This is a genomic window from Acidithiobacillus ferrivorans (genome assembly GCF_016250455.1).
Classification (GTDB): domain Bacteria; phylum Pseudomonadota; class Gammaproteobacteria; order Acidithiobacillales; family Acidithiobacillaceae; genus Acidithiobacillus; species Acidithiobacillus ferrivorans.
This window is the reverse complement of record NZ_CP059488.1, coordinates 861,607-881,641: the sequence shown is the minus strand read 5'-3', so window position 1 is coordinate 881,641 and position 20,035 is coordinate 861,607. Positions and strand designations below refer to the sequence as shown.

Sequence of the window (20,035 nt, the reverse complement as noted above, 5' to 3'; positions counted from 1 at the left end):
GTCAGCGTAACTCCAACTCGCTGACCCCGCCACCACCATGTTCTGGTCGCGCCATGCGCCATTGGCTGACCCGAGGGTCCTGTCCGGCAAATTCGCGCACCATTTCTGCAAGTACGCCATTACCCTTACCGTGCAGAATCTCGACCTGTTGGCGACCAGCAGCCACGGCACCATCCACATGCCGACACAAGGCCACCAAAGCGTCTTCCCGAAGCTGTCCGCGCAAATCCAGACGCCAGGGATGATCTCCCGGCGCTGCATATTGGGTGCTGCCCTTTTCCTTGGGCATCTGCACCGCCGCATCCACGGCGAATTGTGCGGCCGGCACCCAAAGCTGTTTACCCCGCAATTGAATCTGCACCCGTTGCTGGGCCGGATCCACACGCAATACCTGGCTCACCTGCCGGAGCGGCAGAAACAGACCCTTAGCCCCCACGGCAGGCAGACTATCCGCACGCTGCTCTTCCACCCGGAAAGGGGCTTCCAGGCGCTGCAAGGCCGCTGATGCGGCATGAGTATCCCGTCCCGACTTGAGCGCCGCGATGGTTTGCCGCACCTGCTGGCGTGCCGTCATCAGGATATTTTCCCACTCGGCATGCGCGGCGGCGGCGGCTTTTTCGCGCTCTTGTCGTGCCGCCTCCAGCTCGCGTTCCAGGCGCCGGGCGGATGTTGTGGCTTCGTTGCGCGCCAGCGCGGCCTCATCCAGGGCTTGCTGCGCGGCCCGCAGCAAGCCCTCCCGCTGCGCTTCCCAACGTTCCCAGTCTTCGCGATCATCGGCATAAAGCGCCTCGGCGCGGGCCATCAGCGGCGCTGGCATCCCCACCCGCCGGGCAATAGCCAAGCCCTGGCTCGCGCCACCCACACCCCACTGCAGGCGATAGGTGGGCGCCAGACGCTCGGCATCGAAACCCATACCCGCCAGCGCCACACCTTCATGGCTCAGGGCATAGCGTTTCATCACCTCCAGATGGCTGGTGAGCAGTGTGCAGGATTTGGCCGCCAGCAAAGCCTCCGCCACCGCCTGGGCCAGTGCACCCCCCTCCCGTGGATCGGTGCCATTGCCCAGTTCATCCAGAAGCACGAGACTGTTGGCATCGGCATGCCTCAGCACTTCCTGCAGGCGCTGCACCTGCGCCGAAAAGGTAGAAAGATCCGTGTGAATATCCTGGGCATCGCCAATAACCGCAAAGCACTTGCAGAAATAACCCAGAGTGCCTTCCGCCGTCACCGGCAACCCCATATAGGCCATCAGATGATTGAGCCCCACCGCTTTCAGGGTAGCCGTCTTGCCGCCGGTATTAGGGCCGGTAATCACCAGTTGGTGCGCGTCCGCCCCGAGATGTACCGAGTTACCCACGACCTGCCCCGGATGACGCAGACAGAGTAGCGGATGGCGCAGGGCCTGCAGATCAAAGGCCGCCGCCACGCCCACCTTGGGCAAAATCCCGCCATAGGTATCACCCAGTTCCAGCCCCGCCCGTACCGCATCCAGGCGACCCATATGCCCCAGGGCCACGACGATGCCCGGCACTTCTGCCCCTACCGCCGCGCTGAGGACGCGAAGAATACGCTCCTGTTCCTGCAACTCAGCACGCCGGTCCTGAACCAATTGGTTATTCAGCTCGACGGCAACCAGCGGTTCCACAAAAAGGGTTTCACCACTGGCCGAGCGGTCATGCACGATCGCTTTGATGCGCCCTTTATGACTGGCTTTGAGGGGCAGCACGTAACGCTCATTGCGCTGCACGATGATCTGATCCTGCCAGTACTCCTGCCAGTCAGGATTCCGCAGAAAGCTCTGCAGGAAACGCTGCAATTCGCCGCGGCTGGCCCGCAGGCGCTGACGCAGAAGCGCGAGATCAGGGCTGGCAGTGTCGAGGAGCTCGCCCTCCTCATCCAGCGCCATGTTGAGGCTGCGCGACAAAGCCACCGGCGGATCAATCTCCGTCGCCAGCCCGGTCAGGGCATCCGCGGTCTGACGCAAGGCTGCAGCGTAGCCTTTCTGTGCCATCAGCACGTTGAGCATCGCGCGCAAATCCCGCCCGCTGAGCACGGCACCAAGGCGCTGGGCCAGGTCCAGCAGGGTATTTACATCGGGAATATCAGCGACAGGGAGAGAAAAACCGGCGGTAATACGCTGTGACAGCCACTGCGACCAGTTCAGACGATCATGAATTTCCGCGAGCGTCACCCAGGGAGTGGTCACCGCAACATATCTGCGACCATAGATGTGACCACAATGCTGCGACCACGCGCTCTGCACATCACTGGCATCCAGAGCCCGCCAGAAGCTGTTCTGCCAGGAGGTAACCCCGGCCGCAGCCGCGTCTTCGTCCATTAGCTGCTAAGGCGGGCCTTTACTTTTTCCGCCACCACGGCCATGTCCGCACGTCCCTGCATCTGCGGGCGCAAGGCGGTAAGTACCTTACCCATATCTCTGGGACCACTGGCCGCTACGGCCGTTATCGTCTCAGCAATCAGCCCATCAATCTCTGCAGGCAGCAGAGCCTCCGGCAGATAGACCGCGAGAAAAACGATTTCTGACTCTTCCTTTTCCGCAAGATCCGGACGACCACCAGCAATAAATTGACTGGCAGAATCCTTGCGCTGCTTGATCAGCTTATCCACAATGCTCAACGCTTCAGTATCGTCAAGCTCGCGGCGCTCATCAATTTCGCGCTGTTTGATCGCTGCCAGAAGCATACGAATGGTCACCAGACGCTCGGCTTCCCGGGCGCGCATGGCCGACTTCATATCTTCCTGGAGGCGTTCGCGCAGCGTCATCAGTAGAGCCGGACCAGACGCATGGACTGACGACGCATACGCTTCAACGAACGTTTGCGAGCAGCAGCGGCCTTGCGCTTGCGCTCTTCCGTGGGCTTTTCGTAGAACTCACGACGCCGCACTTCGGTAAGGACGCCCGCTTTTTCACAGGAACGTTTAAAACGCCGCAGCGCAACTTCGAAGGGCTCATTTTCTTTGACGCGAACAGTTGGCATAGAAGGATTCCGACCTCTTTGGATATAGGTAACGACAAAGGGCGGGATTATAGGCAGATCAAGAGGCATAGTCAAAAAACCCTGGTCGCCCGTAAAGACACCGCAGCTTAAAGTACACTATTTTTCGTGATATCGGCGACACCATGTTGCTAAAATCACAAAATACCCGTTGCAGACCCTTGACAGCCGGATCAAAAAGAATCCTAATATTGAGGACAGTGAAACCGCTATTGAATTATATTATTAGATTGCAACGCCGCAGCACTTTGTGATCAAAATCAAGAGGCCAATTAATGTATACCGAAGCTAGGGAATCGAGGGACTCAGACATTCCTGATATGGGCCCCGCCATTGATCCGCCACCTCTTGATGATTTCATAGACGACGAAAACAGTGGACCGTTCCTCAGCCAGAAGCAGGAACTGCAACTCATCCATCGACTGCGCCAAGGTGATGAATGCGCTCGCGCCACCCTCATCTCTGCCCATATGCCCTTGGTGAAGGCGGTCGCCCGGGGTTATCGCAACAAAGGACTGAGTCAGGAGGACCTCCTTCAGGAGGGATATATGGGCTTGCTACGCGCCGCCGACCGATTTCGGGAAGGGCTCGGGACACGCTTTTCCAGCTACGCGACCTGGTGGATTCGCGAGGCCATGCAACGGGCACTCATCCGCTCTCGCTTCATACGCCTGCCTGACTATCTTGCCAAGTCCCTGCACGCTTATATGCAGCGCGGAGAGGAAAAAGACAGCGACATTGATGTGCGCCGCGAGCAGCGCCGCGAAGCTCTTGGAGTACGTGAGAGCACCATGCGCGCGCTGGATTTTGCCGATATTCGTGTCTTCTCTCTCGACGAAGAAATATCCGACGGGCCAAGCCGTATCGAACAGGTGGTCGGCGACATTGCTGGTCCTGATAACGAATACGACCGCGACGCCATCTGTAAAGCGCTGCGCGGGCATCTGACGGAACTCAACGAAAAGCAACGGGAGGTCATGGTGTTTCGCTACGGCATGCATGGCGATGCCCCGATGACCCTGGAAGCAGTGGCCGAACGGATGGGCGTCAGCCGCGAGGCGGTAAGACAATTGCAGGTGCGGGCCCTGTCCCGCCTGCGTCAATCCTTGAGTGATAGTGGCTGGGGCGCCTGACGTTCCGCCAGTAGCTCCAACAGTCTGCGTAGTGCCAGCGCACGATGACTGCAATCGTTTTTTTCTTCCAGGCTCCACTGTGCCGCGCTGCGCAGTCCGCCTGCGGGCCAAAATAGCGGGTCGTACCCAAAGCCTCCATCACCGACAGGGTGCTCACCAATAACTCCCTGCCAGAAACCCTGCGCCACCAGTGGCGAAGGGTCAGCAGCAGATTCCAGAAAGACCATGCAAGCCACATAATAAGCAGCACGAGCCTCGCCCTGCGCGCCAGCCAGCATCGTCAGCAACTTGGCGTTGTTGGTGGCGGCACTGGCCTCCGGGCCCGCATAGCGCGCGGAGTAAAGGCCGGGCGCGCCTTGCAGGTAGGGCACACAAAGCCCGGAATCTTCGGCGAGCGCCGCCATACCACTTTGTGAGGCGGCGTGGCGTGCCTTGAGCAACGCATTTTCGACAAAGCTGAGTCCGGTTTCTACAATACTGGAAATACCCAGCCCAGTTTGGCCGACCACCGCAAAGCCACGAGCGGCGAGCAGCAGTTGCAACTCACGCACCTTACCGGGGTTACCAGTGGCCAACAACAACGGTGTCATGAACGTGCTTCCGGACACTCCTGATGCTGACGCGCCACCAATTCAGCGATCCCCTTGCGCGCCAGCCCCAGCATTTCGGCCATTTGTTCCGCACTGAATACCGCACCTTCCGCTGTTCCCTGCACTTCTACAAACGCACCTGCACCGGTCATCACCACATTCATATCCACGTCGGCATTACTGTCTTCGGCATAATCGAGATCGAGGACCGCCCGCCCCTGGTAGATGCCCACCGAAACAGCCGCCACCCAGTCCCGCAAGGGATTGTTCTGAATCCGCCCGGCCGCACGCAGATGTTGCAGGGCATCGGCCACCGCCAGACAAGCGCCGGTAATACTCGCGGTGCGGGTCCCACCATCGGCCTGAAGCACGTCACAATCCACCCAGATGGTGCGCTCACCCAAGGCCTGTAAATCTACGGCAGCGCGCAGACTACGGCCGATGAGGCGTTGAATTTCATGGGTGCGTCCACCGATGCGTCCCTTGGCAGATTCCCGCGCGACCCGCTCCCGGGTTGCACGCGGCAACATACTATATTCTGCCGTCACCCACCCCTTGCCCATACCGCGCAGGAAGGACGGCACCTTTTCTTCGACGCTGGCGGTACACAGCACTTTGGTGTCGCCGCAGGCTATCAGCACCGAGCCTTCGGCATGTTTGGTAAAATTTCGGGTGACCTGTACCGGACGCAAGGCATCAGCACTTCTTCCACTGGGACGTGTCATGGGATTACTCGTTGGAGGTAATGTTGCATTATACCGCGAGGCGACGGCAGGATTCAAAATGCGGCACTGTCCCTCATCCCCCTTCCACCGTTATAATGATAGAAAATCCGCTTCCCAGAGGAACGCACCATGCTTGGCATTGCCCACGTAGAAATCACCCAATTTCTCAAACAGCATCACTTGGCGCAGTCGCTGACCATCAGCGAAGTCCAGACCCTTGCAGAATATGTCACCCATGCCCAATTTCATATGGATCAGGTGATTGCCGAATGGGGCACACTGGGAGAAGCGCTGTTCTTCTGCGTCAAAGGTGAAATGGCCATCGTTCACCACACCGCCGACGGCGACGAAGTAGAAGTGGTCCGGGTACGTGACGGGGAGATGGCTGGAGAGATGTCCTTTTTCGACCGTCAGCCACGTAGCGCCCGCATTCTCGCCAAAAGTGACGATACCCAGGTGCTGGTCCTCACCCGCGCCCGTTATCAACGGCTAAAGGTAGAAAAGCCTTATATTACGGTGAACATCCTGGAACAGGCCATTATCAGTCTCGACCACCTTTTCCGTAATCTTTCACAAAACTATACCGATTTTTCCACCTACATTTACGGCAAAGGGAAACGTTAAGATTTGTTCCTACGCGCCACGTTGATTGAGCAGATCCATAATACGGCGCAGTCGTTCCAGGGGATCCTGAAGGAGGAGAAGCTGTTGCTTTTCTTCTGGAGAGGCGGGCAGTGCCTGCGCCAGAATCATCCCGGCACTGCTGGCGTCCATCTCCGCAGCGGGCTCCTTGCCCACCAACTCTTCAAGAATAGAACGCAACACATCACTTTCGCGGCGCATGGGCACAATGGGTTCCGCGACCCAGCGCTGAATCACAGCTACCGCCAAAGGCCCATCGTAACGCCAGTCCTGAATGGTGAAGCGTTCCTGCCCCTGCACCTGTACCTGGAGAACACCCGCCTCACCACCCCAGTCCACAATGCGCGCCAGAGTACCCACCAACTCCGGCCCTGCATGGCCGTCGCCGCGAGGGTGGCTGAGGCAAATGCCAAAATCGCGGCCCTGCCGCAGGGAAGCGCTGATCATGTCCAGATAACGCGGCTCAAAAACACGCAATCCCAATAATGCCTTGGGAAAAAGCACAGTTCGGAGTAAAAATAAGGGCGTCCAATCCATTTTCGTCACCTATCGTTCCTCCCGCGAGTATTCGATGAACCTCACCCTCAAAGCATCTTCGTCGTTTTCGCTCTATGTACATCTGCCCTGGTGCAAAGCCAAGTGTCCTTATTGCGATTTCAATTCCCATGCAGCCAACAGCATTCCAGCAGAACGTTATCTGGCCGCACTGCTCGCCGACCTGGATCGGGAACTGCCACGCATCTGGGGACGTCGTGTACAGACTATTTTTATCGGCGGCGGCACCCCCAGCCTCTTTCCGCCGGAAATCATCGATCGCCTGCTCTCCGAGATCCGCGCCCGCCTGCGGCCACTGCCCGGTCTGGAAGTGACGCTGGAGGCCAACCCGGGAGCCATAGAAGCGGCATCTTTTCGCGCCTTCCGGGAGGCGGGCGTTACCCGGCTCTCTTTAGGCATCCAATCTTTCAATGATGTCTTTCTGCAACGGCTCGGCCGCATTCACGATGCAGCGGCAGCCCGCCGCGCGGTGGAGCTCGCCATCGCCGCTGAATTCGAAAGCTATAATCTCGATCTCATGTTTGCCCTGCCGGGGCAGGATCTCGCCGCTGCACAAGCAGACCTGCAAATCGCGCTGGACTATACCCCTCCTCACCTGTCCCTCTACCAGCTCACCCTGGAGGCGGGAACCCCTTTTGCAAGTCAGCCACCGGCAGACCTGCCGGACCACGACCAAGCCGCTGACATGGAAAATGCCCTGCGTCGGCAACTCCAGGAGGCCGGACTGCCGCGCTACGAGATATCGGCCCACGCCCTGCCCGGCCAACGCTGTCAGCATAATCGCAATTACTGGCTCTATGGCGACTACCTCGGCATCGGTGCCGGGGCGCACGGCAAAATCACCCTGCCCGATGGCATCTGGCGCAGCCGCAAACCCAGCCGTCCGGAAAGTTATATGGCCGACGCGCTGAGTGATGCCGACGCTATCGGCGACTATGAACCCGTGTTAACCGCCGATAGACCTTTCGAGTTCATGCTCAACGCCTTGCGCCTGACGGATGGCTTCCCCATGGCGTTATTCCCGGAACGTACCGGCCTGTCATGGCCTATGGTTCAGCCACAAATCCGTCGAGCCGAGCGCGCGGGTTTAGTCGAAATCAAAGGAGAATTCCTCCAACCCACGGCCCTCGGACTCAATTTTTACAACGACCTCTGTGCCCGTTTTGTCCCGTGACAATGCAATCCGTTTTACTCGCGTCCCATCGTCGCGGACTCGTGGCCGGTGATGGAGCCGTTGCTGAACAAGTACTCACGCAATTCTTTATCCAGCCGCGGCATTTTACGGCGCAGCCACTCCAGGACCATAGCAGCGTGCTCGATTTCTTCATCCCGATTGTGTTCCAGAATTTGCTTGAGCATAGGATCCTTGCAGGCGTCGGCGCGCTGCTGGTACCAGTCAATCGCTTCAAACTCCTCCATCAGCGAGGAAATGGCCCGGTGGATATCCACGGTTTCGGGGGACAAGGATTCGCGGGATTCATGCAAAGTTTCATGCGCCATAATCAACTCCTTTGGGCGAACGAGTGAAACAGCCTTCAAATCATAGTCCAAAGTCTGGACAAAACCAAAGTGCGCCCGGCTTTGGGCTTGCTCGCATCCTGTCCAAAGCCGGGCTGTGCTCGCGGACGGTGGCGGCGGAATGGATCCGCGCCGGGCGGGTGGAGGTAGATGGTCGTCGGGTACACGATCCAGAGGCACGCTTCGCCCTGTCCGGGCCGAAAATCTGTGTCGATGGTATCGAGGTCACCGCCAGTACCCGCCGGGTTTTGCTGCTGCATAAACCGCGTGGGGTTCTTACCACCCGTCGGGATGAGAAGGGGCGTGCCACTGTGTACGACCTGCTGCCCGAGACCCCATGGTTGGCTCCCGTAGGACGTCTGGATCAGGCCAGCTCCGGCCTGCTGCTCTTCAGCAATGATCCGCACTGGGCGCAACAACTGCTGGATCCGGATCAGCATGTGGCCAAGACCTACCATGTGCAGATTCGCCCGCCCCTCTCCACGAGCGCCGCAGCGCAACTGGCGACTGGCCCCACGCTTGATGGAAAACCTTGCTTACCATTGCAGGTCAGGGAGTTGCGCTGCGGTGGCAAAACCCAGTGGCTGGAGTTCATTTTGCAGGAAGGACGTAATCGCCAGATCCGGCGTCTGCTTGCCGCTGGCGACACGGAGGTGTTGCGTCTGCTCCGCGTAGCGGTGGGAAATCTGCCTCTCGGCGCGCTGCGTCCCGGCGAATGGCGTTGGCTGCGCAGTGATGAGGAAGACCTGTTACGTCAGACACCGTTTGCCCATGACAGGCCACGTTTCCCGCCAAAGTAAGTCTGACCATGGGGTATGGGCTGCATCGAGCCACAATCCTGGGTTTTCCTGGTTGCAGTCTATCCCGACATGGCGGCTTATCACCTTTCCCAACTTGCCAGAGAGGAGCACCGACTTTATACTGACCGAACGGTCAGTACCTGGACGTGCACATTTTCCCGGTCCACGCGTCGAAATGGGTGAAGGCTGATCCTACCATCAGGCTCATCCGTCACAGAGAGGAGCCCATCCGTGGCGCAAGAGAGCCCCGCTTCACGTCTTACCATTACGGTCGCGGTCATGCTGGCGGTAGTCATGCAGGTACTCGACCTGACCATTGTCAACGTGGCACTGACCTACATGCGCGGCTCTCTGCATGCCAACAGCGATCAGATCACCTGGGTGCTCACCAGTTACATGGTCGCCAATGTGATCATCCTGCCCCTCACCGGGCTCCTGGTGGAACGCTACGGCCAGCGCAACATCATGCTCTGGAGTGTGGTCGGCTTTGTGATTTCCTCGGTGCTCTGCGGGCAGTCCCATAGTCTGCTGGAAATCGTGCTCTGGCGCTTCCTGCAAGGCATATTTGGCGCGTCGCTGGCGCCCGTGGGGCAGACCATCATGCTCGGCGCCTATCCATCCAACAAGCGTGGCCAAGCCATGGCCATTCTCGGCATGGGCATCATGCTGGGTCCGATTCTGGGTCCCACCCTGGGCGGTTATCTGACGGACACACTCAGTTGGCGTTGGGTATTCTATGTGAATATTCCCTTTGGCATCCTCGCGTTCCTGCTGATGCAGACCATTCCCGACGGCGGCAAGAGCAGCACCCCCCGTCCGGTGGACTGGACAGGCTTTGCGTTGATGGCCCTGGGGCTGGGCAGCCTGCAGGGCGTATTGAGCCTCGGCGATCAGGATAACTGGTTCAGCTCGCGGACCATCATCATTCTGACTATTGGTGCCGTATTGGGAATGCTCTTCTTTGTCTGGCGCTCTTTGAGCGTAAAATATCCGGTGGTGGATTTGCGCCTGCTCAAAGACCGTAATCTCTCCATCGGCAGTATGGGTATCGGTATATTCGGTCTCGCCCTCTTCGGTACCATGGTGATTCTGCCGATCATGCTGGAGACACTGATGCACTATGAAGCGTTCACTGCAGGGCTGGTGATGGCACCGCAGGGCATTGGTGCGATGTTGGCCATGATGTTGGCGGGACGACTGCTGGGGCGCGGCGTCAATCCACGTAACATCGTACTGGTCGGCGTCATTTTTGGCGCCGTTGGCACCTATTTCACGACACTCTACAGCCTGGACATCAGCATGGCCTGGCTCATCTGGCCCAGCTTCATCCGCGGCATTGGTTTTGGGCTGGTCACCATTCCGCTCTTCACCCTGGCCTTTTCGACCCTGAAAAAATCACAGCAGGCCGAAGGCTCGGGCATTTTCAACCTGATGCGAACCTTGGGTGGCAGCATCGGCATCGCCATCGTTTCTACGGTGGCGAGTCAGGAAACGCAAGTGGGTTGGAACCAGATGGGCGGCTTTATCAACCCGTTCAATCCTGCCTTTCATCACTATCTTGCCGCAGCGGGTATGACCCAGAATCCGACCACCTGGCAAGTGCTGGGTAACGTCGTGCTATACAGCCAAGCGAACATGCGCGGGATGCTGGATGCTTTTGTGCTCGTTTTTTACGGCTTCCTCGTTATGATTCCGCTGATCATATTCCTGAAGAAACCACCCGCCGACTCAGCACCGCCCACGCACCTTAGCGAATGAAGGTTGGCAGTTACGGTGCCGAGGTCCGCTCCAGATGCGGTGCTGCAGGCAGCCAGAGAGTGCGTGCAAATCCCCAGTCCAGCAATTTGAGGCTCTGCCAGGATGCCTTCCAGAAACCCCGCCTTTCATTGTGGAAGGACGGTACGCCGAGGATCACGGCAATCAGCTTCACGCCATCCTGAGTTCCTGTAGCAACGAGACAATGCCCTGCTGCGTCGGTATAGCCACTTTTCATGCCGGTGATAAAAGGCACCCGCCCCACTAACAGGTTGGGGTTAGGACTGGTGATGCCCGCGTAGGTGAAGTTTTTGTGGCCGAAAAAAGGCATGAACTGCGGAAACTGGGTCATGATCGTGCGGGTGAGGACGGCAACATCATAGGGACTGGACATGTTATTAGGATGCGGCAGCCCATCGGGATCATAATAGGTGGTGGAAAGCATCCCGATTTTACGCGCCGTCTGGTTCATTTCGGTGACAAAGGCGGGTACGCTGCCGGCCACCAGATGTGCGGCTTCTACCGCAGCATCATTGCCGGAAGGCACCGTCATTCCGAGAATCATCTGCGCGACGCTAAAGGGCAGGCCGGGATGCATGAACATGCTGGAGCCCCTCGTCTGTAGCGCCGTGCGACAGGGCACGAAGTGCTGGTTCATCTGCAAATGCCCACTGTCAATGTCCTTGAACAGCAGATATAGCGTCATCAGCTTGGTAATGCTGGCAATAGCATAGGGCTGATAGGCATTTTTTGTCGCAATGATGGCGCCTGTATCCGCATTCATCAGGATATAAGCCCGCGCATCTATGGGTGGGAGGCCGCTGATCTCGGCTGCGGCGCGCGGCGCGCAAAATAGAAAAATCGCCACTAACGAAAGCAAGGGAAGGAGCCACCACCCTATGGAAGGGAAATATTTTACCGTCGAGGGTCCAAAATCTGTGTCGGGTACAGGAACGGAGGCCAGCATGGGAACACCTCGTCGCATCGGCTATATCAGGTTAAAGCTATTTCTCAGGATGCTTCGATAATAGGCTATTTTTTTACGGTTGCCTATAGACCAACGCTCGACTCGGATAATTCAATCTTACCAGCCTATATGGAAGGTCATCCACAAAGCATATAGACTGGTCGGTATGATAATGCAGGCTTCTCTTTCCTATGCCACTCTGATCCAAAATCCGTTGCTCTGGGCCATCGCCGGGGGGATCATTCTGGTCGCCTTTTATGTCCGCGCGGCGATTGGCTTTGGCTCTGGATTAATTTCGGTGGCTTTGCTGACGCTTATTTTCCCCATCAAAGAAGTGGTACCCGTGGTACTGCTGCTGGATCTGCTCGGTTCCATGCTGCTGGGCGCCTATGACTTTCGGGAAATATGCTGGCCGGAGTTGCGCTGGCTGATTCCCGGCAGCGTGATCGGGCTGGCCATCGGCTCCTTTATTCTCGCGGATACCAATGCCCAGAATCTTACCCATTTTCTCGGCGTCTTCATTCTCGCCTACGTGGTCTACGCGCTGGTCATGAAGCCAGAGCGACTACCGCGGGTCGCCTTGCCCTGGGGAATGCCGCTGGGCATTTTCGGTGGCGTAGTGGGCAGTTTGTATGGCGGCGGAGGTCCACCCATTGTCGCCTACCTGCAAATGCGGCATCTCGACAAACGCGCCTTTCGCGCCACGTTTCAGGGCATTGCCCTCACTGACAATATTTTACGGGCTGTTATGTACATAGCACTGGCCCTGCTGACCTGGCAACTGACGGTGGGTTTTCTCCTGCTGATTCCACCGGTGCTGCTCGGCTTGTGGGCAGGTAATCACTTGCATATGCGCATCAATCAAAGGGCTTTTCTCATGGGGACCCTCGCGGTACTCGCGGTGGTCGGTCTAAAATATCTTCTCTGAACGAGGGAATGTGATATGGCTTTACGTAGCATGGATGAACTTCGGCAGCAGGCTCAGGGTGCATTATCCCTGAACATCGCTTTCATTGGCGTCGTCAACGGGCTTTTTAGCACCCTTCATACCCTGGGCGATGCGGACACTCCCACACTGGCGTCTGCTGCCGGAATGGATGCTGGCTATGTGCTGCGCTGGTGTGATGCCGCCTATGCCTTTGGTTGGTTGGAGCTGACCGATAATGAGCAATGGCGGCTGAGTGAGGATGGCGACAGCATGCGTCCGGAAGCCGCAAACAGCCGCGTGGGCGTAGCGGTGGGCGCCGTGCTCGCGGCACACATGGCGGAGCGGGCAGCGGGTCTCATGCGCACGGGTGAGCGTCCCGGCGAACAGGTCCTGGCCGAGCGCGAAACCATTCTGCCCTGGTTCGGGCTAATGCTGGAGAACAATTTTCGCAAGACCTTCGAGGAAAAAATCTGCCCGGCCGTCCCCATCTTTGCCGAAGTCGATGCCCGCGGTGGGCTGGCGGTGGACCTGGGCTGCGGCAATGGCTGGTATTTGCGAGCCCTCGCCGCACGCTGTGGACATCTGCACGGTCTGGGGCTAGATGGTTTCGCCGAAAACATCCGCCAGGCTACGGAAAAAGCCCAAAGCGAGGGGCTTGCAGATCGCCTGCACTTTGATGAAGGCGATATCCATCAGTTTTCCCTGCCAGAGCCCGCCGACCTCATCGCCATGAATCGCGCCCTGCATCATGTCTGGGAAAACCGTGGTGAGATTTTTCAGCGACTGCACGCCAGCCTGAAACCCGAAGGCGCCATCGTCATCTGGGAACCGGCCTGGCCCGACGATCACCGCGTGCTGCGTGAGCCGCCGCTACGCGGCATGGCCTTTCAGAATTTGACCGAGCATGTGCAGGGCAACCATTTCCTGCATCCGGAGGAAATTGCCGCAGCCCTCAGCGAGGCCGGCCTCAAGCCGGAGATTTTTCCCTTCGGCAGCGATGTCGTGGTGGTGGGCCGGGCGTAGCGCTCGGCATTTCCAGCACCCTATGCCACCCATTGCATTACGGGGGAGTTGCCTTTATCCTACGCGGCAATGGGGCGGTAGCTCAGCTGGGAGAGCGTCGCGTTCGCAATGCGAAGGTCGGGAGTTCGATCCTCCTCCGCTCCACCAAATAAAACAATTTGGTTATGGCATCAACCTAGGCCATTTTTCTTGCCAAATTGACTTTCCGCGGTAAATAATACGCTACAAACCATGCTGATCGCGCGACAATGCGGGGTACAAGATGGCGGCAATCAATCCCAGATTTGACAAAGACGGCAACCGAATCAGGTGGCAACTCAGAGTCCGCAAGATAAGGTGCCGTGCAGGAGTAATCCATTATTAACAAGCTGTTGGAATCCACGCTTGCCAACATGTTTCTTGCGTCCATACAGGGCAAAGACATCGCCGAGTACCGGGATACGATACTGGCCGATGGATATAGCCCGATTACCGTGCGCCGCCGCCTATCCCTCCTCTCCCATATGCAAGTGGCCGCCATCACGGGACACAAAACGCTGCAAATGTTGAAGCGTTATCCGCATTTGAGAGCGGAAGATCTGGTGAAGATGCTGGGGTAATTAGTATCCTCGGTCTGGCTGGAACCGGAAGTGTGGTCTGGACTGCCCTGGTACTTCGGCTCTATGGCTCCGAATGCTAGGTTGTTTTGGTAACCAAACAGTTGGATTTGCTGAAGCACGCTGAAACACAAAAATGCGGCCCACGATGATTGGTCGCGGATTCATCGGGGAAGACCTGCCGTTACGCCGATAATGCCCATGGATTGATGACTGTTATCCCGGCAGACAGGAACGGGCCAGTATCCCTCGTGGCTACAGTCATTTTATTGGCGGCAGCAATCGCTGCGATGTAACCATCCGCCCTGCCAATGGCAAAACCGGCACCCCGAGATTTTGCCATTAAATGCGCGAAAGCCTGCGAGGCAGCCAGGTCAAATGCCAGCACCCGCCCGACAAACATGGGCAGCACACGGTCTTCCAGATTCTCGTGGAGGATATCCCGGCGCCGACCAGTCGGCAGCATTGCAATACCCAGTCGTAACTCAGCAATGGTGACAGTTGAAAGATAAAGAGTCTCAATGGGTTGCGCATCGATCCAGGTGACAACGCATATCTCGGGCGCTTTTCGCAGGGGTTCCGAAATGACATTGGTATCGAGAAGAATCATTCAAAAAGTACCGGCTCTTCAGGAGTCTTATCGCGCACCCGCTCGAATACCGCAAGATCTTCATCGGTCAGATCGGCGCGACGGCCAATCTCAGTCAATAGTGACCCCAGCTTCACCCGCCCCTGTGGCTTCACTACTTCTTCTAATATCGATCGGACCTCAGCCTCAGTGCTTCGCCCATGCTGTGCGGCACGCATACGCAATGCACGCCGAACTTCTTCAGGAAGATTCCGTATAGTCAGCATCGCCATAAGCCACCCCATTAACATGCCGTCATTGCATGCATTTTATGATAGCGCAGTCAAAAACGCAATTTCCTTCCAGGATCACTGATCCATTCATCATTCGTCAGTTTGCGGGCCGAAATAATGCGGATGGATTCGCCCCCGATCTACAATATGTACTACGAACAGCAGGTGCCCCGCCGCGCTGGAGCCAAAGGCCGCATCTCTGGCCTCATGATCGCTACTGGCGTCCACCAGGCGAAAGAAGGGATCGAAAAACACGGCCGCCCCTTTCTCGAACGTCACCCCGTCATATTTTCTGGGATTGCTGGCGGCTTTCCTGTCGTCCCGGACAAAAGTAAAATCCGTTCAGTGCGTAATGGATGTCCATAGTGGTCAGCATGGGCAATGATTTACATTGTCAACACATCCTGTTTTTACAGAGGCACGGATTTGGATATGATTTTAATTCGCAGTAGAAATAGAGTTAATTATATACCCCCATCCAGCGATGGATTTCACCCGCTCATGGTCTACCTCAAGAGCACGGAGACCCGCTACCAACTGTTCCTCCAGAGCCCCCAGCCAAGCGCTTGAACGCTCATTCAGATAATGAAAAACTGGCTGTAGTTGCGCCACATTGATACAATCATCGGCTTATGCCAACTCAATCAGGTCGTCAGCAATGGAGCGCTGTGTTGTCGGTACCCGCCGCCCCTGTGCATCGGAAGTTGCAGTCAAGGGCAAGGATGTTCCCACCGTCTGGTTTCCGTCGATAGCCACGATGGCAGCCGTGCTGTCGGAGGACAACCGGGAACTGTTGCGCATTATCCGTGATACCAAGCCCAAGACGCTGACCGAGCTGGCTGCATTGTCCGGGTGGCAGGTGCCAAACCTGTCGCGCACGTTGCGAATGATGACGGGCTATGGGCTGGTAGAACTCAAACGTAATGTGCGGGAAATTGAACCGATTACGCTGCCGACGGAATTTCTCGTCGTGCTGGGCTAACGTGGAGGTAGATATGATTCACAAGAGCAGCACACAGCATAAGCAGCCAGGTCGGGAGATTCGTTGATGACGCTTTCAGAGCGCAACGAAACCTCTACGCGTACAGAGCTCATTAATACGCAGCTCGCGCGTGCGGGTTGGTCGCGCAATCGGCGCACGCTCATCGAAGAGTTTTTACTAAAAGCTGCCGAACCAGATAGCACTTACGGCAATGATCAGTTTGCTGACTATGTGCTGCTCGGGTCGGATGGCAAACCAACTGCTGTAGTTGAGGCTAAACGCTCCTCCCGAGACGCGATCGCGGGAAAACGTCAAGCGGCTGACTACGCCGACGCCATCAAGGCCAAGTTCGGCGACGATCCATTCATCTTCCTCACCAACGGTAAAGAAATCCAGTTCTGGGATCGCGACCGCTACGCGCCCCGGAAAATTGCTGGTTTCTATACCCGCGATGACCTTGAACGCCTGCGTCATCAAAGGCAATACGCGCAGCCTTTGCACGAGGTAACGATCAACGCCGACATCGCTGGGCGCGATTACCAAAACGAAGCTATTCGTCGTGTCACGGAAGGGATCGACGCAGCAAAGCGTAAGTTTCTGCTGGTAATGGCCACCGGCACGGGCAAGACGCGAACCACCATCGCATTGGTGGATACGCTACTGCGCTCAAAGCGCGTACAGCGCGTGCTGTTCCTGGCAGACCGCCGCGAGTTGGTTCGCCAGGCCATGTCCGAGTTCAAGTCCCACCTACCCAACGAGAGCCTGGCCCGCATTGAGGCGGGAGAAACATCCGGTGCACGCATCCAGTTCTCAACTTATCCGAGCATGATGCAGGTGTATGAGCGCCTGTCGGTCGGCTACTACGACCTCATCGTTGCCGACGAAAGCCACCGCTCGATCTACCAGCGCTACAAGGCCGTGTTCGATCATTTCGATGCCATCCAGCTGGGATTAACCGCGACGCCTACCGATTACATCGATCACAACACCTTTGATTTGTTTGACTGCGGTGATGGCGCGCCCAGCTACTACTACAGCTACGAGCAGGCCATCGCGGACAAGAACCTCGTCAACTATCGCGTGCTGGACGCCCAAACCAACTTCCAGTTGCAAGGCATTCAAGGCGACACGCTGCCAGAACCCCTCAAACAGATGGCGCGCGATCAAGGCGTGGAACTCGACGAACTCAACTTCGACGGTAGTGACATCGAAAAAGGCATCATCAACCAGGGCACCAACGATGCCATGGCGCGCGAGTTCATGGATAAGTGCCGTAAGGACGTTCGCGGCCTGCCGCACAAATCCATCGTCTTTGCGGTAAGCCACGCGCACGCCAAGCGACTGTATGAGAGCTTCAACCGGCTCTACCCCGAACTACAGCGCCAAGGCATGGCCGAAATTATCGACAGCCATATGGAGCGTGCCGACGCCACGCTGGACGACTTCAAATACAAAACCATGCCGCGCGTCGCCATCTCCGTGGACATGCTCGATACCGGCGTGGACGTGCCCGCCATCCAGAACCTCGTATTTGCCAAACCGGTATTCAGCCGGGTTAAGTTCTGGCAGATGATCGGCCGCGGCACGCGACTGCACACCGACAAAACCACAGGTGAGATCAAGAAAGATTTCCTGATCATCGACCACTGGAAAAACTTTGCCTACTTCAAGCTCAAACCTGATGGTGAGGTCGATCACCCCACAGAACCACTGCCGGTGCGGCTGTTTCGTTTGCGACTGGAAAAATGGCTGCTGCTCCATGCGCAGCAGCAAGACGTCCAACTTGCTATCGAAGAACTGCGCGCCATGATCGCGGCCCTGCCACGGCTAAGTATCAACGTGCGCCCGCACTGGGACGAGCTCGATGCGCTCATGCAGCACTGGCCCGCGCCAAGCCAAGGCACGCAAGAGCACTTGTCTCAAACGATTGCCCCGCTCATGCGGCTCGCGCCGCTAGCGGGGCTGGACGAATTGCAGTTCCGCATTTGGTGCGAACGCCTCACCGTTGCCTGGCTCAAGGCCGATGCCGGTGAACAAGCCAAGGTCAGCGAGCACATCAGGGAAGCAGTGACCAGCCTAGCCGACAACATCCCCGATGTGCAGCGCGTGGCAGAACAGCGCGCCTGGGTGCTATCTGCTGGGTTTTGGCAACATCTGGATATGCCGCGGCTGGCTACGCTGCAAACCCTGTTCGCTCCACTCATGCGTTATCGCACCAGTACACCGAGCCACACCGTCGAAATCAACTTGCCCGACAGCATTACCCAGCGCAGCTGGATCATCTACGGCCCCACTGGCGAAGGCGCATTCGCCGAAAGCTACCGTGAACAGGTCGAAGCTCTGGTGCGCCGCATGGCCGAGCAACTGCCCGAACTCGCCAAACTCAAACAGGGCGGCACCCTAAACGACGAAGAGATCGACCACATCAGCGTAACCCTGAATCAGGCCGATCTGTTTGTCACCGAAGACACCTTGCGCAAAGCCTTTGAAGCACCCGCCGCCTCATTGGCCGATTGCCTGCGCCACATCCTCTGCGAAGACGCGCAACTGCCCAACCGCGAAGAGCGCATCAATACCGCTTTTGACGCTTTCATCGCCGCGCATGGCTACTTGCGCGCCAACCAACTCAATTTTTTGCGGGCTGTGAAAGCTGCCGTGCTACGCCATGGCCGCATCACCCGCGCGGCACTCAGCGAGCCGCCGCTATCGCGCATCGGTCGCGTCGAAACGCTATTTCCGTCGCAAGACATCGAAGAACTCATTCACCTCGCCAACCAGTTGTTGGACGAGGCCGCCTGAATCCAGAAGCGCCGTGATTGCGGGTCATCTACTAAAGGGGTAACTCAATGACCAATAAAGATAACCCTGTCGAAATGCAAAGTCTCGAAGGCACTGAAGCACCGTTCCTGCTCTACGCTGGCGATGACGAGAAAGTCCATGTCCGCGTGCTCATCCACGCCGAAACCCTCTGGCTGCCCCAGCGCCTTATGGCCGAGCTGTTCCAGACCACCCCGGATAACATCGGTCTACACCTCAGGAACATCTACGCAGAGGGCGAACTGGCGGAACAGGCAACTGCCGAGGATTTCTCGGTAGTTCAAAACGAAGGCGGGCGGGCCGTTCGGCGCACGCTCAAGCACTACAGCCTCGATGCCATCATCGCAGTTGGCTACCGCGTCAGCTCCAAGCGTGCCACCCAGTTCCGCATTTGGGCCACGCAGATTCTGAAGGAATATATCCGCAAGGGTTTTGTGCTGGACGATGAACTCCTGAAGCAGGGCAAGCAGGTGTTCGGCGAGGACTATTTTCTGGAGTTGCTGGAGCGGGTCCGTTCGATCCGTGCCAGCGAACGCCGTATTTATCAGCAGATCACCGATATTTTCGCTGAATGCAGCGTGGACTACGACCCCCGGTCAGACGTCACGCAGACCTTCTACGCCATGGTGCAGAACAAGTTCCACTATGCCATCACGGGCCAAACAGCCGCTGAGATTATCCACAGTAAAACCGACCACACCGCCCCGCATGCTGGCCTGCTTACCTGGAAAAATGCCCCGCATGGTCGCGTTCTGGCCTCGGATGTTACCATCGCCAAGAATTACCTCTCCGAGCAGGAGATCAAGCGGCTGGAGCGCACCATTTCAAGTTTTTTTGACTACATCGAAAACATCATCGAAAACCGCGTTCAGATGAACATGGCCGATATGGTAGCCAGCGTGGACAAATTCCTGAGTTTCAATGAGTACGAGGTGTTGACCCACAAGGGCAACATCAGTAAGACGCAGGCCGATCAGAGGGCGCTGGCGGAATATGCAGAATTCAACCGGACGCAGAAAATCGAGTCGGACTTTGATCGGGTACTAAAGGCGACGAAGGCGCTGGGGGATAAAAGCCAGAAGTCAGTGCGTAAAGGCCGTGAATCGAAAAAACAATGAGCGTCACT

Annotated in this window: 22 protein-coding genes and 1 tRNA gene; 12 read left to right on the top strand and 11 right to left on the bottom strand. The window is 57.3% G+C overall.

What is annotated here, in order from left to right; translation table 11 throughout:
* Window position 1: 1 nt before the first annotated feature.
* From H2515_RS04520 to rpsU, 3 genes are read right to left on the bottom strand one after another with little or no spacing between them, the layout of a single operon-like run.
* On the bottom strand, window positions 2-2,338 hold the full coding sequence (locus H2515_RS04520; protein ID WP_198660993.1) for an endonuclease MutS2: 2,337 nt from the start codon (window positions 2,336-2,338) through the stop codon (window positions 2-4).
* Entirely contained in the window at window positions 2,338-2,784 is a 447-nt protein-coding gene (locus tag H2515_RS04515) for a GatB/YqeY domain-containing protein (protein ID WP_014029731.1), read from the bottom strand. The genes H2515_RS04520 and H2515_RS04515 overlap by 1 nt, the downstream gene beginning before the upstream one ends.
* The gene (rpsU, locus tag H2515_RS04510; protein WP_035195145.1) at window positions 2,784-2,999 is read right to left on the bottom strand and encodes a 30S ribosomal protein S21; all 216 of its coding nucleotides are present in this window, start codon (window positions 2,997-2,999) and stop codon (window positions 2,784-2,786) included. The genes H2515_RS04515 and rpsU overlap by 1 nt, the downstream gene beginning before the upstream one ends.
* Window positions 3,000-3,292: 293 nt before the next feature.
* Between rpsU and H2515_RS04505 the strand changes: the two genes are divergently transcribed.
* Window positions 3,293-4,150, top strand: a complete 858-nt coding sequence (locus H2515_RS04505) for a sigma-70 family RNA polymerase sigma factor (protein WP_035195147.1) — start codon at window positions 3,293-3,295, stop codon at window positions 4,148-4,150.
* Here the strand turns inward: H2515_RS04505 and rdgB are convergent.
* Together rdgB and rph are read right to left on the bottom strand one after the other, a co-directional pair.
* Window positions 4,117-4,740: an RdgB/HAM1 family non-canonical purine NTP pyrophosphatase gene (rdgB, locus tag H2515_RS04500; protein WP_065413221.1), complete on the bottom strand. Its 624-nt coding sequence runs from the start codon at window positions 4,738-4,740 to the stop codon at window positions 4,117-4,119. The genes H2515_RS04505 and rdgB overlap by 34 nt on opposite strands.
* Entirely contained in the window at window positions 4,737-5,465 is a 729-nt protein-coding gene (gene rph / locus H2515_RS04495; protein ID WP_065413222.1) for a ribonuclease PH, read from the bottom strand. The genes rdgB and rph overlap by 4 nt, the downstream gene beginning before the upstream one ends.
* A gap of 129 nt (window positions 5,466-5,594) precedes the next feature.
* Here rph and H2515_RS04490 point away from each other — a divergent pair, with 129 nt between their 5' ends.
* Window positions 5,595-6,089 carry a Crp/Fnr family transcriptional regulator gene (locus H2515_RS04490; RefSeq protein WP_035195153.1) on the top strand — a complete coding sequence of 165 codons (495 nt, stop codon included), beginning with the start codon at window positions 5,595-5,597 and terminating at the stop codon, window positions 6,087-6,089.
* A gap of 9 nt (window positions 6,090-6,098) precedes the next feature.
* Here the strand turns inward: H2515_RS04490 and H2515_RS04485 are convergent, their stop codons facing one another.
* Window positions 6,099-6,644, bottom strand: a complete 546-nt coding sequence (locus tag H2515_RS04485) for an LON peptidase substrate-binding domain-containing protein (RefSeq protein ID WP_223306896.1) — start codon at window positions 6,642-6,644, stop codon at window positions 6,099-6,101.
* A gap of 34 nt (window positions 6,645-6,678) precedes the next feature.
* Here H2515_RS04485 and hemW point away from each other — a divergent pair, with 34 nt between their 5' ends.
* Window positions 6,679-7,836, top strand: a complete 1,158-nt coding sequence (gene hemW / locus H2515_RS04480; RefSeq protein WP_014029738.1) for a radical SAM family heme chaperone HemW — start codon at window positions 6,679-6,681, stop codon at window positions 7,834-7,836.
* Window positions 7,837-7,850: 14 nt separating this feature from the next.
* Here hemW and H2515_RS04475 read toward each other — a convergent pair whose 3' ends face one another.
* The gene (locus H2515_RS04475) at window positions 7,851-8,162 is read right to left on the bottom strand and encodes an encapsulin-associated ferritin-like protein (RefSeq protein WP_014029739.1); all 312 of its coding nucleotides are present in this window, start codon (window positions 8,160-8,162) and stop codon (window positions 7,851-7,853) included.
* A 23-nt stretch (window positions 8,163-8,185) separates the two neighbouring features.
* On the opposite strand from H2515_RS04475, the gene H2515_RS04470 reads away from it, so the two are divergent.
* Both H2515_RS04470 and H2515_RS04465 read left to right on the top strand, forming a co-directional pair.
* Window positions 8,186-8,980, top strand: a complete 795-nt coding sequence (locus H2515_RS04470) for a pseudouridine synthase (protein WP_051984941.1) — start codon at window positions 8,186-8,188, stop codon at window positions 8,978-8,980.
* A gap of 231 nt (window positions 8,981-9,211) precedes the next feature.
* Entirely contained in the window at window positions 9,212-10,738 is a 1,527-nt protein-coding gene (locus H2515_RS04465) for a DHA2 family efflux MFS transporter permease subunit (protein ID WP_198660992.1), read from the top strand.
* Between the two features lie 10 nt (window positions 10,739-10,748).
* Here H2515_RS04465 and H2515_RS04460 read toward each other — a convergent pair whose 3' ends face one another.
* Entirely contained in the window at window positions 10,749-11,702 is a 954-nt protein-coding gene (locus H2515_RS04460) for a D-alanyl-D-alanine carboxypeptidase family protein (RefSeq protein ID WP_198660991.1), read from the bottom strand.
* Between the two features lie 166 nt (window positions 11,703-11,868).
* Between H2515_RS04460 and H2515_RS04455 the strand changes: the two genes are divergently transcribed.
* The 4 genes from H2515_RS04455 (at window position 11,869) to H2515_RS04440 (ending at window position 14,252) form a co-directional block, all read left to right on the top strand.
* On the top strand, window positions 11,869-12,630 hold the full coding sequence (locus tag H2515_RS04455) for a sulfite exporter TauE/SafE family protein (protein WP_198660990.1): 762 nt from the start codon (window positions 11,869-11,871) through the stop codon (window positions 12,628-12,630).
* Window positions 12,631-12,645: 15 nt separating this feature from the next.
* Window positions 12,646-13,653: a class I SAM-dependent methyltransferase gene (locus H2515_RS04450; protein ID WP_014029744.1), complete on the top strand. Its 1,008-nt coding sequence runs from the start codon at window positions 12,646-12,648 to the stop codon at window positions 13,651-13,653.
* Window positions 13,654-13,724: 71 nt separating this feature from the next.
* Window positions 13,725-13,800, top strand: a tRNA-Ala gene (locus H2515_RS04445).
* A 224-nt stretch (window positions 13,801-14,024) separates the two neighbouring features.
* Entirely contained in the window at window positions 14,025-14,252 is a 228-nt protein-coding gene (locus H2515_RS04440; RefSeq protein WP_198660989.1) for a hypothetical protein, read from the top strand.
* 181 nt (window positions 14,253-14,433) lie between these two features.
* Here the strand turns inward: H2515_RS04440 and H2515_RS04435 are convergent, their stop codons facing one another.
* The 3 genes from H2515_RS04435 to H2515_RS04425 form a co-directional block, all read right to left on the bottom strand.
* Window positions 14,434-14,859: a type II toxin-antitoxin system VapC family toxin gene (locus tag H2515_RS04435; RefSeq protein ID WP_014029745.1), complete on the bottom strand. Its 426-nt coding sequence runs from the start codon at window positions 14,857-14,859 to the stop codon at window positions 14,434-14,436.
* The gene (locus tag H2515_RS04430) at window positions 14,856-15,110 is read right to left on the bottom strand and encodes a FitA-like ribbon-helix-helix domain-containing protein (protein WP_035195166.1); all 255 of its coding nucleotides are present in this window, start codon (window positions 15,108-15,110) and stop codon (window positions 14,856-14,858) included. The genes H2515_RS04435 and H2515_RS04430 overlap by 4 nt, the downstream gene beginning before the upstream one ends.
* A 90-nt stretch (window positions 15,111-15,200) precedes the next feature.
* Window positions 15,201-15,389, bottom strand: a complete 189-nt coding sequence (locus tag H2515_RS04425; RefSeq protein WP_198661404.1) for a BrnT family toxin — start codon at window positions 15,387-15,389, stop codon at window positions 15,201-15,203.
* A 379-nt stretch (window positions 15,390-15,768) separates the two neighbouring features.
* On the opposite strand from H2515_RS04425, the gene H2515_RS04420 reads away from it, so the two are divergent.
* The 3 genes from H2515_RS04420 (at window position 15,769) to H2515_RS04410 (ending at window position 20,027) form a co-directional block, all read left to right on the top strand.
* Window positions 15,769-16,092 carry an HVO_A0114 family putative DNA-binding protein gene (locus H2515_RS04420; RefSeq protein ID WP_014029747.1) on the top strand — a complete coding sequence of 108 codons (324 nt, stop codon included), beginning with the start codon at window positions 15,769-15,771 and terminating at the stop codon, window positions 16,090-16,092.
* Window positions 16,093-16,158: 66 nt separating this feature from the next.
* Window positions 16,159-18,891 (top strand): type I restriction endonuclease subunit R, encoded by a 2,733-nt coding sequence (locus tag H2515_RS04415; protein ID WP_198660988.1) that lies wholly within the window; start codon window positions 16,159-16,161, stop codon window positions 18,889-18,891.
* Between the two features lie 47 nt (window positions 18,892-18,938).
* Window positions 18,939-20,027, top strand: coding sequence for a virulence RhuM family protein (locus H2515_RS04410; protein ID WP_198660987.1), 1,089 nt, complete (start codon window positions 18,939-18,941; stop codon window positions 20,025-20,027).
* The last annotated feature ends 8 nt before the right edge of the window (window positions 20,028-20,035 follow it).

What these genes read in the sequence shown, in the direction of transcription:
- H2515_RS04520 (WP_198660993.1), bottom strand. Translation starts at nt 2,338, where the DNA reads ATGGACGAAGACGCGGCTGCGGCCGGGGTTACCTCCTGGCAGAACAGC.
- H2515_RS04515 (WP_014029731.1), bottom strand. Translation starts at nt 2,784, where the DNA reads ATGACGCTGCGCGAACGCCTCCAGGAAGATATGAAGTCGGCCATGCGC.
- rpsU (WP_035195145.1), bottom strand. Translation starts at nt 2,999, where the DNA reads ATGCCAACTGTTCGCGTCAAAGAAAATGAGCCCTTCGAAGTTGCGCTG.
- H2515_RS04505 (WP_035195147.1), top strand. Translation starts at nt 3,293, where the DNA reads ATGTATACCGAAGCTAGGGAATCGAGGGACTCAGACATTCCTGATATG.
- rdgB (WP_065413221.1), bottom strand. Translation starts at nt 4,740, where the DNA reads ATGACACCGTTGTTGTTGGCCACTGGTAACCCCGGTAAGGTGCGTGAG.
- rph (WP_065413222.1), bottom strand. Translation starts at nt 5,465, where the DNA reads ATGACACGTCCCAGTGGAAGAAGTGCTGATGCCTTGCGTCCGGTACAG.
- H2515_RS04490 (WP_035195153.1), top strand. Translation starts at nt 5,595, where the DNA reads ATGCTTGGCATTGCCCACGTAGAAATCACCCAATTTCTCAAACAGCAT.
- H2515_RS04485 (WP_223306896.1), bottom strand. Translation starts at nt 6,644, where the DNA reads ATGGATTGGACGCCCTTATTTTTACTCCGAACTGTGCTTTTTCCCAAG.
- hemW (WP_014029738.1), top strand. Translation starts at nt 6,679, where the DNA reads ATGAACCTCACCCTCAAAGCATCTTCGTCGTTTTCGCTCTATGTACAT.
- H2515_RS04475 (WP_014029739.1), bottom strand. Translation starts at nt 8,162, where the DNA reads ATGGCGCATGAAACTTTGCATGAATCCCGCGAATCCTTGTCCCCCGAA.
- H2515_RS04460 (WP_198660991.1), bottom strand. Translation starts at nt 11,702, where the DNA reads ATGCTGGCCTCCGTTCCTGTACCCGACACAGATTTTGGACCCTCGACG.
- H2515_RS04455 (WP_198660990.1), top strand. Translation starts at nt 11,869, where the DNA reads ATGATAATGCAGGCTTCTCTTTCCTATGCCACTCTGATCCAAAATCCG.
- H2515_RS04450 (WP_014029744.1), top strand. Translation starts at nt 12,646, where the DNA reads ATGGCTTTACGTAGCATGGATGAACTTCGGCAGCAGGCTCAGGGTGCA.
- H2515_RS04435 (WP_014029745.1), bottom strand. Translation starts at nt 14,859, where the DNA reads ATGATTCTTCTCGATACCAATGTCATTTCGGAACCCCTGCGAAAAGCG.
- H2515_RS04430 (WP_035195166.1), bottom strand. Translation starts at nt 15,110, where the DNA reads ATGGCGATGCTGACTATACGGAATCTTCCTGAAGAAGTTCGGCGTGCA.
- H2515_RS04420 (WP_014029747.1), top strand. Translation starts at nt 15,769, where the DNA reads ATGGAGCGCTGTGTTGTCGGTACCCGCCGCCCCTGTGCATCGGAAGTT.
- H2515_RS04415 (WP_198660988.1), top strand. Translation starts at nt 16,159, where the DNA reads ATGACGCTTTCAGAGCGCAACGAAACCTCTACGCGTACAGAGCTCATT.
- H2515_RS04410 (WP_198660987.1), top strand. Translation starts at nt 18,939, where the DNA reads ATGACCAATAAAGATAACCCTGTCGAAATGCAAAGTCTCGAAGGCACT.